At 48.3% G+C, this 14214-nt stretch carries 12 protein-coding genes; 10 read left to right on the top strand and 2 right to left on the bottom strand.

Translation table 11 applies throughout. The features are described 5' to 3' along the window. The first annotated feature begins 493 nt into the window (after window positions 1-493). The 10 genes from GA520_RS20850 to GA520_RS20895 all read left to right on the top strand — a co-directional run bounded on the left by GA520_RS20850 (window position 494) and on the right by GA520_RS20895 (window position 12508). Window positions 494-886 (top strand): hypothetical protein, encoded by a 393-nt coding sequence (locus tag GA520_RS20850; protein ID WP_163337513.1) that lies wholly within the window; start codon window positions 494-496, stop codon window positions 884-886. A 70-nt stretch (window positions 887-956) separates the two neighbouring features. Then, on the top strand, window positions 957-2555 hold the full coding sequence (locus tag GA520_RS20855; RefSeq protein WP_163337514.1) for a phosphatidylserine/phosphatidylglycerophosphate/cardiolipin synthase family protein: 1599 nt from the start codon (window positions 957-959) through the stop codon (window positions 2553-2555). A gap of 66 nt (window positions 2556-2621) precedes the next feature. Beyond that, a complete protein-coding gene (locus GA520_RS20860) occupies window positions 2622-4145 on the top strand; it encodes an endonuclease/exonuclease/phosphatase family protein (protein ID WP_163337515.1) in 1524 nt (507 codons plus the stop codon). Between the two features lie 278 nt (window positions 4146-4423). Next, on the top strand, window positions 4424-5383 hold the full coding sequence (locus GA520_RS20865; RefSeq protein ID WP_163337516.1) for a DnaJ C-terminal domain-containing protein: 960 nt from the start codon (window positions 4424-4426) through the stop codon (window positions 5381-5383). Window positions 5384-5385: 2 nt separating this feature from the next. Continuing rightward, window positions 5386-5682, top strand: a complete 297-nt coding sequence (locus tag GA520_RS20870; protein ID WP_163337517.1) for a chaperone modulator CbpM — start codon at window positions 5386-5388, stop codon at window positions 5680-5682. A gap of 332 nt (window positions 5683-6014) precedes the next feature. Next, entirely contained in the window at window positions 6015-7043 is a 1029-nt protein-coding gene (locus GA520_RS20875) for a zinc-dependent alcohol dehydrogenase family protein (protein ID WP_163337518.1), read from the top strand. A 122-nt stretch (window positions 7044-7165) separates the two neighbouring features. Continuing rightward, entirely contained in the window at window positions 7166-7672 is a 507-nt protein-coding gene (locus tag GA520_RS20880; protein WP_163337519.1) for a cation diffusion facilitator family transporter, read from the top strand. A 140-nt stretch (window positions 7673-7812) separates the two neighbouring features. Continuing rightward, complete coding sequence (locus GA520_RS20885) at window positions 7813-8859, top strand: Mrp/NBP35 family ATP-binding protein (RefSeq protein ID WP_205749237.1); 1047 nt, start codon at window positions 7813-7815, stop codon at window positions 8857-8859. Window positions 8860-8930: 71 nt separating this feature from the next. Then, window positions 8931-9776, top strand: coding sequence for a universal stress protein (locus tag GA520_RS20890; protein WP_163337520.1), 846 nt, complete (start codon window positions 8931-8933; stop codon window positions 9774-9776). Beyond that, the gene (locus GA520_RS20895; protein WP_163337521.1) at window positions 9773-12508 is read left to right on the top strand and encodes a cation-transporting P-type ATPase; all 2736 of its coding nucleotides are present in this window, start codon (window positions 9773-9775) and stop codon (window positions 12506-12508) included. Before GA520_RS20890 ends, GA520_RS20895 begins: the two co-directional genes overlap by 4 nt. A gap of 128 nt (window positions 12509-12636) precedes the next feature. Here the strand turns inward: GA520_RS20895 and GA520_RS20900 are convergent, their stop codons facing one another. Both GA520_RS20900 and GA520_RS20905 read right to left on the bottom strand, forming a co-directional pair. After that, window positions 12637-12987: an antibiotic biosynthesis monooxygenase gene (locus tag GA520_RS20900; protein ID WP_163337522.1), complete on the bottom strand. Its 351-nt coding sequence runs from the start codon at window positions 12985-12987 to the stop codon at window positions 12637-12639. A 150-nt stretch (window positions 12988-13137) separates the two neighbouring features. Beyond that, the gene (locus tag GA520_RS20905; RefSeq protein ID WP_163337523.1) at window positions 13138-14151 is read right to left on the bottom strand and encodes a fatty acid desaturase; all 1014 of its coding nucleotides are present in this window, start codon (window positions 14149-14151) and stop codon (window positions 13138-13140) included. Window positions 14152-14214 lie beyond the last annotated feature (63 nt).

Below are 14214 nucleotides of genomic sequence, written 5' to 3' on the forward strand. Positions count from 1 at the left end.
GATTGTGGTCTCGACGCCCCCTGTCACGTCCCCCCCTCCCTGCGAATCATTTTATATAGAAATTGTTACGGAATACTCGGGAAAAACAGCACCCAAAAAACTCATGAATTCATCACATCGCCTCTCTAATACGGTATTTCTATCCCGTATTTCCCCATCAAATGCAGTATTGCTTATCGCCTCAGTTATCTACATAATTTTATCTACAGACCTAATGATTGCATGCCCTGTAGCAATTACTGGAAAGCTGCGATAGCGGCAAAAATACCTGCCCGGGTAAATGTTTCCAGGGTCATGTCAAGTCTCGAATATCGAGAACTCGAGACGCATTTTTGGCTTCCTGCAAGGCAGGACTGAGGACGCATAGCAGCGCTATGTAACCGAAAAAACAACGAAGCCGGGAAGTCAAAAGTTCCTTCGAGATCCGACAGATGAGGGTCAACCTGACACATAATAGCTGCACAAGCCTAACGACTCACGAGTCCCTTACAGCATGAAACGAAAATCGATCAGAACCAGGGCGAACGGTATCGTGGCACTGTCAAATTTGAAGAAACCACTGATTACCCTTCTCTATGATGTAACACCAGAGGGCATATCATTTTTGTGTGCCGAGCCGGCGGAAATGACAGACAGCACCTTCATTATGGATATTCTGATCTTTGATAGCAACACTGATTTTGAATATTGTATTACTCAGGTTAAAGGGCGACTGAGATTTCGGCGGCGGGTCTCTATCCCAAACGGCACTATCTTATTATGGCGATGCGGTGTCGAATTAATAGAACTTAACGACTTTCAGAAGAGATTGCTGCACAAAGGCTATCGTCTGATGCACCAACAATGCCAGACGTCCTGGCAGGCATTTCCCTACACTGTTGCATGACATTTTCAACCAATGCGATGCTGGATCAGCAGACCGACATCTTTTGATTTCTGGTAACAGGGGATAAGGTATGCAGTTTGCCGAAAAATACGTAACTCCTCTGGCTGGAGAACTGTCTCCAAGCAGGAAGAGGTTCAATGTTTTTAATGAATATTTTTTCATTCGCAACGGTACAATTCGATTTCAGGCGAGGGCCGACATTTTCAACAATGTTAAGGTGATTCTTAAAGTTTACCGAAACGATGGTGTTTGCGAATCGTTCATTGTTGATACAGATTATTATGATGTTCAGCAATTTGAACATAAACGAGTTACCAGGGACTTTTTTATCCACCCATTTCCGATGAATCTTGGTCAGGTAACCTGTGTCAAATTTTCATATATCATTCATCTGGGTGAACAATCCTTTAACTCACAGTATGACTACATATTTATGGAGAGAAGTAATTTTGAGGACAATCGAGCCCAGTGGCGAGAAATTACAGGACTCTGGGCTACTGGAAACACCTACCGGACAACAGAGGTCAAGCCCAACATTCTGCAGCGAGATGTTGACCACTACAACAGGAACTTTGAGTCACTCAATATAACACCAAAGTTTACCAGAGGACTGTCTCATCACCCTTATCACCCCAAGCGTTTTATCCATAATAAGATTAATGGCTTACTGGAGGAAAAACAGAAAAGACCGGAGCAGGAAATAACAATAAAAGTATGCGTTGACTGCATTGATGATACTGATTTCATAAACCACCTGATTTTTGCGCACAACAATGATGTAAAGGTCCAGTGCATTGTCGATTGGCGGAAAATGACTCTAACCAACAGTGACAACTATCTGCGGCTCAAGCGTTCCGGTATCGAATTACTGGGGGTATTTTGCTCCTCCAGTGATACACTTGTGGAAGTTGCTCCTGACATGCATAATAAATTCATAATCTTCGGCAGTGAAGATTGTATACTTGGATCTTTTAACATAGCTTTTGACACCTGGGGGGCAAACTGGGAGTCCGGTGCAACATTTCACTCAGCAGGGGTCTGTCGACTTCTTGATAATATCTTTCAAAGCATTCGCGGCGGAGTGATCCAACAGTATGGAGTTGATCCCTTGAGCCATTTTAATCTGCTGTATACTTTTGGTCGTCACAAGATGATGAACGGAAATAATTTTCGTCCGCATCAAGCAATAATATCTAAAATTCATGGAGCCCGATTTTCCATAAAAGCCTGTCTGTTTCTTTTAGGTGAACTGCAGGGAGATCATGGAGACAGCGTGATAGATGCACTTATATGTGCGAAGAATCGAGGTGTTGAGCTTTTATTCATATTCAACGGACACATGGCAAGAGTTGGCGATGGAGGACAAGAATCCCCAATGACCGAGGAACTTCAAAAACCTTTACTGCCGGCTATCGCCAGACTGAAGCAGGCTGGAGTCCCCATTGGGTTGGTATACGGGATCAATGATCATGCTGTTCCTTATTCTCCATTACACTCAAAGTATTGTGTAATTGATGGCCAGATCGTTCTGGATGGTAGTTTTAACTGGTATAACACCTCTGTTTTTTCGCATGATCATTTACTCGTATTTTCGAACAAACAGGCTGCCAGGGCCTATGAGTATGAGATCCACGAGATTCTTCATACTATGCGGGTATATTGGAAGTAAAAGGATTTCCCCGTCGTCCGCACTTATGTTTTCTAAATTTCCAGGAGACTGGCTGTTGAGATGCCCATGATTCAGCTCGTGTTTGCCCAAAGCATAATTTCAAGGGATAAAGGTGAAACAACCCAGAAGCTGAGGTTTGGTATTCTGGTGAAAAACCTTGCATACGAAAAACAGATCACTGTTCATTGGGCTGGTGTTGATAATAAATGGCACCAGCTTCCTGCATTTTTCTCTTGCCAATCTGGCGGCGGTCGCGAGCAGTGGTACGCTGAAACAGTTTACAGCTCTTCAGTCACAGAACGTCTGCCCGGTACTATCAGTTTTGCTCTACAGTACAGCGTCTCCGGTATGAATTACTGGGATAATAATCACAATAGTACTTATTTCCTGTCAACTGATACCGGTCTTGCGCTGGGGGCAAACATTTTACTTTCTCTCATTGATTATAATTCATTGCTGCCCCAAAGTGAAATAATGCAAATTGTGGTGGCGTCTCATTGGTCCCTGCTGGCCCAACGTGTGTTTGTGCGTTGGACCACAGACAATTGGAGAACGTATCATCAGACCCTCTGCACATTAAAAGGAAATAACAGTATCCATAAGACTCAAAAAGTCGAACCGAATCCCGGCTCAAACAAAATTTCGCTTTGGACTGGACATCTCAGAACACGTAAAGCTTTCAAGGTTGAATATGCCATCGGATGTGTGACTGAAAATGGGGAAATCTGGGACAACAACTTCGGTTGTAATTATATATCAAGTCATAATAGCTTCAAGCTCTTAACCCTTAACCTGCACTGTTATCAAGAACAAGATCAGGATGCAAAATTTACTGAAATTACCCGGGCAATCAGTGAGATAGATATCGACATTATCTGTTTGCAGGAAGTGGGTGAAGTGCGTAATGATACAGGCCAAGGAGAGTGGCGAACTAATGCAGCAAGGATAATTCGGAACCGATTACGGGAGCGTGGTCGTTACTATCATCTTTACAAAGACTGGTCACATATAGGATTCGATCGCTACCAGGAAGGAAGCGCTATTTTGAGTAAGTACCCTTTTCTTAGAAGAAAAGCCGCTTACGTTTCTACCAGTAAGGATATAAACAGTATCCACGCCAGAAAAATAGTTATGGCTCAAGTTTACGTCCCGGCCATAGGGATTGTCAATGTGTTCTCTGTCCACCTTAGCTGGTGGAGCGAGGGTTTTCGTGAACAATTCGAAACATTACGACGATGGGCAGACGAGGAAGACTCAGCTCAGGTTGCTGCCACATTGTTGTGTGGTGATTTTAACATAAAGGCAGGCTCCCAGGGGTACATGCTGATAGTCGATGACAAAGAATACGAAGACCAGTTTTTACGAGCAACATCTCCTGCACTGTTTGCTGAAATATTCAAGGAGACATTACCAAAGCGGGAAATGTATTGGGCTGATGACGACAGAATTGATTACATATATGCCAATAAAAACGCATCCTTGCATCCAGTCAGGTCGAAGGTTGTCTTTTCAGGCCAATATTACAGGAGGGTTTCCGACCACGTGGGATATCTCACAGAATTTGAGCCGGAAGAAATACATACAAGCTGAACATTTCATTCTTTTCAGCCCTTCTCAGTCATTGCCAAGCCGTTGCAGCGAGGCGATGAAAGAAGACCATGGTTCATACCGGATTGGCGCTTACGAAATCACCCCCCAAAGCACACCTGTTGTAAGGGTACACAAGATGATATAATTCATTGTTGATACATTTTCCCGATGGCTAGTCAGATGAGCCTATAAGACCCACAGAGTAATCAAAAACACTTCGGCCACAACTGTGAATCGGTGCAGCAGAGTAGGTATACATTCTGTGGAAGGAAAGCGAAATGGAATACAAGGATTACTACAAGATTCTCGGGATAACAAAAGATGCTACACTGGATGAGATCAAAAGAGCTTACCGGAAGCTAGCCCGCAAGTACCATCCTGATGTAAATAAGGAAACAGGTTCAGAAGCTCGTTTTAAAGAGATCGGGGAAGCCTATGAAGTGCTGAAAGACAAGGAAAAGCGTGCGGCATATGACCAGTTTGGGAGCAACTGGAAAGCCGGGCAGGATTTCAAGCCACCACCTGGTTGGGAGTTCCGGGATTTTACCGGTTCACGGAGTTACAGTCGGTCTTCGCCTCATGGGTTCAGCGATTTCTTCGAGACACTTTTTGGCGGATGGCGGAATCAGCCGGAAGCGGAGGCCTTTTCGTTCTTCCATTCCGATCCGTTTGAGCGCGGCCAGGACATAAGGGCCAAGCTGTCCATCACACTTGAGGAGAGCTACAGAGGAAGCAGGAAAACAATCTCACTGAGCCGGGATACGATTTCTGGAGGCCGGTACGGCACAGAAACCACCTCACTTCAGGTATCAACCCCCAGGGGAATTCTAGAAGGGCAGCAGATCAGGCTTGAAGGACAGGGAAATGCTCGTATGGAGCATGGTAGACGTGGAGACCTGTTTCTTGAGATCATCTTTGAGCCTCACCCCTATTTTACCGTGGTCAAGCGAGACATAACCATGACCCTGCCGGTAACCCCATGGGAAGCAGCGCTTGGTGCAACCATCAAAGTTCCTACACTTGGCGACCCTGTCGACCTCAAATTGCCAGCGGGCTCCCAGACTGGCCGTAAGTTGCGCTTAAAGGGCAAAGGCCTCTCTTCAGCAAGCCAAACCGGCGACCAGTATATTATCCTGGCTGTCCACACACCCATACCGGAGACGGAGCACCAAAAAGAGCTCTTCAAAGAGATGGCGAGACTGCTCCCATTTAACCCGAGAAGCAAGTTCAAGATATAACTATGAAACATCACGAGAAATACACATTGCTGGACGAAACAGTCACGTACAACCTGAAGGGGCTCTGCTCTGCATGTCAGGTTCGGGATGAACTGGTATTTGACATGATCAATGAAGGAATAATTACCCCTCTCGGCAACTCACCCGAAAACTGGGTCTTTTCAGCTGCTTCCATTAAAAATGTACAGGTCACGATACGCCTGCAGCAAGACCTGGGGATCAATCTTCCCGGTGCGGCTCTTGCCCTGAATTTACTGGAGGAGCTCGATGGCCTGCGCTCCCGGCTCCCCAGGGAATAGCATGTTAGCCCACTGTTATATTCGTCATGCTTATCCACCCTTTCCAAGGCAACTTTTTACCGTGAATATCTACCCTAGATATCCGGGAAAATAACACGTGAATATAATGTAAGAAGTTCACCTATTCATTTCCCTGCCACGGTGTTTTCTCACCGTGTTTTCGTCCTAAATGCAGTATTGCTTTTCATCTTTCTTTCCCGCAGAATGGTAACAGCAGGAGAGGTAATTACCTATTTTGAAGTCAATACTGCTGATTATGCACTCTTTTCCATCGACTGAATTGAATGAAGATATAACAAGTAACAAAGGGGTCGGATAACGGCTTAAGCCAGATGAAAGCAATGGTTTTACATGAACTCGGCACGCTGAATGATAATCCGGCACCACTGCAACTGGTGGATTTGCCGGATCCGATGCCCGGAGTTGGCGAAATCCTGGTGAGGGTCGCTGTCTGCGGGGTCTGTCACACGGAGTTGGATATCATTGAAGGCCGTACGCCTCCTTCGCGCTTACCGTTGGTGCCCGGACATCAGGTTGTTGGTCGGGTCCAGGCATTGGGTGAAAAAGTCAAGGTATTCAAACCCCATGATCGAGTCGGTATTGCCTGGATCCACTCGGCCTGCGGAACCTGCAAGTTCTGCCAAGCTGACAGCGAGAATTTGTGTAGTGATTTCAAGGGCACCGGCCGGGATGTCGACGGCGGATATGCCGAGTATATGATAATACCTGAAGGGTTTGCTTATCACATCCCGGATGACCTCAGCGATGCTGAAGTGGCACCCCTGCTCTGCGCCGGCGCGATCGGTTACCGATCCCTGCAGTTGACCGGGCTTCAGGATGGGCAAAAGCTGGGGCTAACGGGATTCGGGGCCTCTGGTCACCTGGTTTTGAAAATGGTTCACTTCCTGTACCCCAATACTACGGTTTTCGTTTTTGCCAGGGGTGGCGAGCAACAGGAATTCGCGAGAGGACTTGGTGCGGGCTGGGCCGGGGCGACCACAGATAAGCCACCAGAAAAGTTAGACTGCATTATTGATACTACGCCTGCCTGGATTCCGGTGGTTGAGGCATTAAGAAATCTCGAACCGGGAGGAAGATTAGTGATCAATGCCATTGCTAAGGAAAATATCGATAAAAATGCTCTCCTGGGGCTGGATTATCAACTCGATATGTGGCTGGAAAAAGAGATTAAGAGTGTCGCCAACATCACCCGAAAAGATGTAAGTGGATTTCTCAAACTGGCCGAGAATATGCAGATTAAACCGGAGGTAAAAGAATATCCGCTGGCCGAGGCAAACCGTTGCTTGATGGAACTCAAGACAAAAAGAGTTCTCGGGGCCAAAATCCTTCGCATTGAGTGATTTGCGGCTTCAAAAGCATCAACAAATGTACCAGACGTCATAGACAACAGATCTCCGGCCTTAACAAAGGCTCCTCACTGTCAACCTGGCCGGGGGCCCGGAACCGGCCAATGGAGAGGACGATGTCGAAAAGCACGATTGGGACATTTCGTCGAGAAGTTGTCATGGAATCATCAGAAAAAACTGCCTGGCTGTCGGTTCTCACCAACCTGCTGCTAGTAGGGATAAAAACTACTGTGGCCGGGATTTGTTCAACCATCTTAATCACCTGGTTTTTTTCCCGCTATGAACATGAAAAAGGTAAGGAAACAGGATTTCCAAGTCTGGTAGCTGATGCGCACCATATCTGGACTGATATGCTCTCCTCGCTGGTTCTTCTGATGGCACTGCTGGGCAGTGCCATGGGGTTTGCCCTCGATAAATATGCTGCAATAATAGTGGTAATGTTTATTGCCCGCTCTGTGACTACGATCTTCACGAACTCTGTACGAGTCCTCCTCGACGCCTCTCTAGACCATCGCAGCTTGGCGCAGATTCGAGAAATTGTTCTTGCAGATCCACGTGTCACTGAAATTCAAAATCTCTGGGCCAGAAATGCCGGACGTTACAAATTTATAGAACTTGATTGAGTTCTTCGGGTGAAAGATCTGGAGAAGGGTCATCAGTTATCGGAAGAGATCAACGCTGATAAAGCTGTGGATAGTATCCTGAGCGAGCAGGGGAATAACTGGAAAGAAAATGCAGCAACCTAGCAAATGAGGGAAACATCATGGACGAACAAAAGATAAGGGAAGCCTTACAGGTGGTTGTGCATCCAAAGTTGAGAAAGAGCCTCATCGATATCGGCATGATACGAAACATCGTAATAGACGATGACAGCGTCACTCTCAGCCTCGCGCTCAGGAGTGAACGATCTCCCTTAAGAAAAGTGTTCATACGTGAAATTGAAAAAGCAGTGGGCGACGTACCCGGGGTTTCTTCCGTGCAGGTAGAGGTCATAGCCTTAAGCAGGGAGGAGTTTGATCAGCTGTTCCCCAGGGCTCCGCTGAAAGGAATTGAAAAAGTGAAAAATTTCCTGGCTGTTGCAAGCGGAAAGGGAGGTGTAGGCAAGACAACGGTCGCTATTAATGTGGCTCTGGCCCTTGTGAAGCAGGGCTTTAAGGTAGGGCTTCTTGATGCTGATGTGTATGGGCCCAGCATTCCGGTAATGCTGGGCATCTCAGCAGTATTGGAGCAGAAAGACAACATGATTATTCCCCAGGAGAAGTATGGCTTGAGGATAATGTCGCTGGGAATGACCGCTGGCCGGGGTGAAGCTTTTATCTGGCGGGGTCCACTGGTTTCAAAGATGATCAATCAATTGCTTGGCAAGGTAACATGGGGCGAACTCGATTATCTGGTTATTGACCTTCCACCCGGAACCGGTGATCCATCAATCGCCATTGCCAATGCACTCCCCCGCTGTTTAGTCTTAATGGTAACAACGCCTCAGGAAGTTGCCCTGGCAGATGTCCGGCGGGCTCTTGGACTCTTTCAGAAAACAGGACAACCGATTGTTGGCCTGGTTGAAAACATGTCCTATTTTCTTTCCAGCCCCTCAGCGGAGCCGATTGAGATTTTTGGCCGTGGAGGCGGAGAACAACTGAGTAAAGAGACAGGGCTCCCTTTACTGGGCTCACTGCCGATTGACCTTGAACTGCGCCAGGGAGGTGACTCCGGAGTGCCATTACTCGTATCATCGGCAGACTCCTCAACTGGTCATATTTTTCATACAATAGCGCATAAAATAGCTGAACAGACACGACGGCTGGAATAAGGAAGTGAGCCACTCTGGCTGAGGTATCACCCTCCGGTTGTCTCAATCAGTCACCATGCAGGTTTGCATCCATGGACCAGAACATATATTTTGCCTATGACGGTTCAATCAACTCTGACTGGGTAGCCCGGTACGCCGTTCGTCTTGCCGGTAACATCCAGGCTGAGCATCTCAGCCTGATCCATATCCGCAATGGCGCCGTCTCCGATAAACAGCTGGATATAAAAATCGCCTATATTGCGGCCCTGTGCAGTTCTCATGACATCGAGCTCAAAGTCTCTCTCCTGCCCAAGAGCCCCGATGTTACCGCGACACTTCTTCAGTCGATACCAGCGGGGGGGGATACCTATTGCATTTGCGGAGCAAGGGCTACGTCACGGGGAAAAGGTTTCCTGGCCGGTACCATTTCTCAAAAACTCCTGCGTGCCCGACGATTCAATACCCTGGCCATACGAGTGGTCAACCCTGGCCTTTTGGGCTGCCCTGCAAACGTGATGTTTCCCCTTGCCGGACATCCGCAAAAATTCAAGGCAGCCATGCCATTTTTGCTGATGTTTCTACCCTGCCTCCACAAGCTCACCCTGCTTCGCATTATGACCGTTCACCCTCTGCTGTTTCGCTATCTCTCGGTCGTGAGAAGCCGGGCGATCCTCCAGAGAGGAACACGTTATGTCCAGGAAACCATGGCCGAGATAGCACGGGAAACCGGCAATTCAACTTTTACCATGGAAGACCATGTGCGGATCTCGGATGACTGGGTCAAAGAAATCCTGATTCTTGCCGGAAAGGTCCAAACCGGGTTGATCCTGCTTGGGGCCAGCGATCGCTTCCTGGAATCGCGCTTTTATTTTAGCAGTAAAATCGAACAGATTCTCAGGCAGACGCCCTGCGATGTTGGTATCTATCGGAAAATATGAAAAGAAGAACCCGACATATTTCCTCGCTGGAACCTGAGCATGTGTACTCTCATCTACACAGTCGACCGTCCGGGCTTACTATGGCTGAAGTTGCCGAACGGCTTGCCCATGTCGGACCAAACCGTATCGATTCACCTGACAGGTGGAAGACTCTTACCAGTCTCGGCAGGCAATTCACTCACTTTTTCACGATCCTGTTGATTGTTTCAGGGCTCATCTGCTTTATTGCCCATCGGGTCAATCCGGATGAGGGCATGCATGTCCTTGGCTGGGCCCTGTTGGCTGTGGCCTTTCTTAACGGTCTGTTCAGTTTTATCCAGGAATATAAGGCGGAAAGGGCTATGGAAGCCCTGAAGCATTTTCTACCGCAAATGGTCGAGATCCGTCGGGATGGTCAGGTCAGGAAAGAAAACGCAGAAAAGATTGTGCCGGGCGACCTCCTTTTACTTGCGGAAGGGGATAAGATATCAGCAGATGTACGTATGGTTGTGGCTAACGGCCTACTGGTTGACAACTCCCCCCTCACTGGTGAGTCTCTCCCCTGTACCCTGATGGCAGAACCGACGACTTCTGACAGGGATAACAACGATAACATCGCCTATGCCGGTTGCACAGTTGTCCGCGGAACAGGCCTCGGGGTCGTCTTTGCGACGGGTATCCGGACTGAGTTCGGAAAGGTAGCCCATCTTTCGCAAACTATCAGGCGCGCCAGATCCCCCCTGGAGAGGGAAACGGCTCATATGGTGAGGATCCTGACCATTATCGCCTGCAGCATGGGCGCGAGTCTGTTTTTCTACGGGGTGTTCTCCGGTAAACCACTCTGGGTAAATCTTGTTTTCATGATGGGTATCATCGTCGCCAACGTCCCGGAAGGCTTGCTGCCCACCTTTACCCTTTCCCTGGCCGTAGGCAGTCTGCGGATGGCCAGGAAAAACGTTCTGGTCAAGAACCTTAATGCTGTCGAGTCGCTTGGAGCTGTACATTTCATTTGTACCGACAAGACCGGGACCCTGACATTAAACCGGCTCTCGATCACTCAAATGCTCAGCCCATTCAACGGGTCCACCCTGAGCGAAAAAAAGCGACTCCAGCTCCTGCGGTTGGCTCTTGCCGCTTCGGAAGTAAGGCAAACAAAATCGGGTCTTTTGGGCGACGCACTGGATGTGGCCGTGGCCGGAAAATGTCTCGACTCCGGATTGGCACTCGAACAAATCCAGAAAAAAATCCGCCATACCTTCCCTTTTGACGCTCATAAGAGACGTTCAGGTGGGATTCTGGAGTTGGATGGAAAGCAGGTCTTTGCCGTCAAAGGCGCGTTTGAGGCAATCAGCCCTCTGCTGTCACCGCAAATGACACAACCGACCGCTGTTGCCGACTCTGTATCTACTTTCAATAAAGCTGAAGCCATCGTCCAGGATTTAGCATCCCGGGGACTGAGGGTGATTGCCGTCGCCTGGCGTCCACTGGCCGATGACGAGCCTGGTGATCTCACCAAACCGGAAACCTTAGATCAGGACCGACTGGAGCACGACCTCATCCTTGCTGGTTTTATCGGTATTGAGGACCCTATTCGACCGGAAGTCCCAGAAGCTATCACCAGATGTCGCAAGGCAGGAATCGATGTTGTCCTTATTACCGGCGACCACCCAGCAACCGCCATGGCTATCGCCCGCAAAATCAATATCCTTTTCCCGGACACCACCAGCGAACTCTGCCTTACCGGGGATTCCCTGGAGCGATTATCCATCGGCCAGTTGATAGAAAAACTTGAGCAGGGTCTGCGGATCTTTGCCAGGACGTCACCCGAGCAGAAAATGAAGATCATAACCGCTCTGCAGAAAATGGAAAAGGTGGTGGCGATGACCGGTGACGGTGTCAACGACGCCCCTGCACTGAAAGCGGCTGATGTCGGCATTGCCATGGGCAGGCAGGGCACTGATGTTGCCAGGGAGTCTGCCCAGATTATCCTTCTTGACGATAATTTTGCCTCGATTGTAGCAGGTATCGAAGAGGGGAGGACGATCTTTGCCAATATCAGGAAATTCACCAACTATGTTTTGGTCAGCAACGGTCCGGAAATTCTGCCCTACCTGCTTTATATCCTGCTACCAGTCCCCCTGGCCCTTAATATCATTCAGATTCTCTCCATTGACTTGGGCACCGACATCATTCCCTCTATGGGTCTTGGCCAGGAACCTCCGGCCCCGGAAATCATGGACCAGCCACCGAGAGACTTGTCCCAGGGGCTGTTGACACGGGGACTGATCGTTCACAGCTATCTTTTTCTCGGACTTCTGGAAGGGGCCTGGTCGCTCTTTCTCTTCTTCTATGTTCTCATCGACGGGGGATGGCAGTATGGCATGGCTCTGCCGACAGATTCCGAACTGTATCGTTCTGCAACAGGAATAACGCTTGCGACTATACTGCTGATGCAGATCGGCAATCTGGTCGGTCGGCGATTCACCAGGAAATCGGGCCTGGATCGAGGTCTTTTGACCAACAAGCTCATCCTGCTTGGCATTTCTGTCCAGATAATTTTTTCCTGGGCCACATTGTATTTCCCGCCTGTCCAGAAAGTTCTGCATACCGGCCCTGTAAGCTTCAGGTTTTATGCCCTGGCCTGGGTGGGAATACCCCTGATATTCAGTATTGATTACCTGCGGAAGTACCTTGCTTATGAAAGGGGGGAAAAAAATCACGGGCGCAAAGAGAACCGGGTTGAGCCTCAATGACCTGATAAAAACGACCCTGCCCCCCTATAACTCTACATATTCCTCAGCCCAGGGGACTGGCTACAAAGGGTCGTCTCTGTGCGTAAACTTCCCTTTCCGGGTCTTCGAATGGAAACGGACTATCAATCTCAAACATACAAATACTGTTCATCCAGCGGGGCAGGAAAACCTTGTTCAGCCGCGGCCTTGTATTTACTGGAAACATATTGATCATATTCCGCGGGTTTCGACTGGAGGATACCGAGGGTTGCTTCAATTTCCAACCGTTTGGCACTCGTTTTCCAGTTGTTCCAGTCTTCCAGGCTTTCCCATTTGCTTATTACAGTGACTTTGTGAGTATTTTCAGCACAGAGCAGGGTTTCTCCGGAGATGTAGCCTTTTTGCTTCATGGCCTCACCACGTAATTTTTTAAAATGTGAAAAAAATTCTTTTTCCAGTCCTTCGTGAATTTCTCTTTTGATGATAATTGTGACCAGCATAAGTGACCTCCTTACCGAGTCTGTTCTCAGATGGATGTTTACAAGCCAATCGACTATCCAAATTCCCGTGAAATAACTACCAACAGAAAATCGTTTGCAACCTTTCAGCATGCCGCAACTGACCGACTGGCAGGTATGTACGCAGAGCTCTTACGACTCTGCTTCTGACTTTTCCATGATTGCCCGCGCCTCACGAAAACTCACGAGAAGACGACTGTCCTCATCCCATATGCTCAGGCAAATATTTCGCAGGCCGCTGAGGTAGGGGACAGAATCTATTTCCTGCATCTCAGGAATCTCATCAAAACATTCCTTAAGCCTGTAGTTAGGAATGCGCGGTGCAAGGTGATGAATGTGATGATAACCGATATTGCCACTGAGCCAGCGTAGAAAAGCCGGCATCATATATAATGAAGAACCCTCCATCGCCGCCTGATAACGGTTCCACTCACCGTTGTGTGCCCAATACACTCGACGGAACTGGTGCTGCACATAAAAAAGCCAGACACCGAGCATACTCGCTCCCAGCATCATGGGTAAAAAAATCAGCAGTACCGCCTTCCAGCCTATCCACCAGGAAAGGAAGCCCAACAGGAGCACGAGCATACTATCTGTAAAGAGAACACTTTGCAGCTCTCTTTTGCGAAAACCTTTTGAGGGAAACCGGTTGAGGACAAGGAACAGAAACGGCGCAGAAACGAAAAATATGAAGAATGGGTTTCTGTACACCCTGTAGCGCAGCTTTGTCCACCTGCCCGCCTTGCGATATTCATCCAGGGTCATGAGCCAGACATCCCCGATACCGCGTTTCTCCAGGTTGGCCATGAAACGATGATGAATACCATGGGTCCGCTGCCAGTCGTAATACGCTGTGAACGTCAGAACGCCGAGGATATGCCCCAGCAGGGAACAGGCCCTGCTGGAGGTGAAGTAGGACATATGGCAGCAGTCATGCAAGATGATGAAGATCTGGACAACAATCGGGGAGACCAACAGGGACAATATCAGGATAAACCCAAAAGGTACCTTGAGGTGAAGAAGCACGACCAAAAATGTGACAGAAGTGAGATAAATACCCAACGCTGTTGCTGTCTGGAAAAGTGATCTCCAGGTATCGGGTCGGGTGTAGCGGTTCAGTGCTTTATGCAATTCAACTTGATCCATCGAACAACTCCAGCATGTCTGGTGGCACAAGATTAGTTGATAAAGAACGTATGTATAATTATA

The sequence above is a fragment of the Desulfopila sp. IMCC35008 genome (assembly GCF_010646885.2).
GTDB lineage: Bacteria > Desulfobacterota > Desulfobulbia > Desulfobulbales > Desulfocapsaceae > Desulfopila.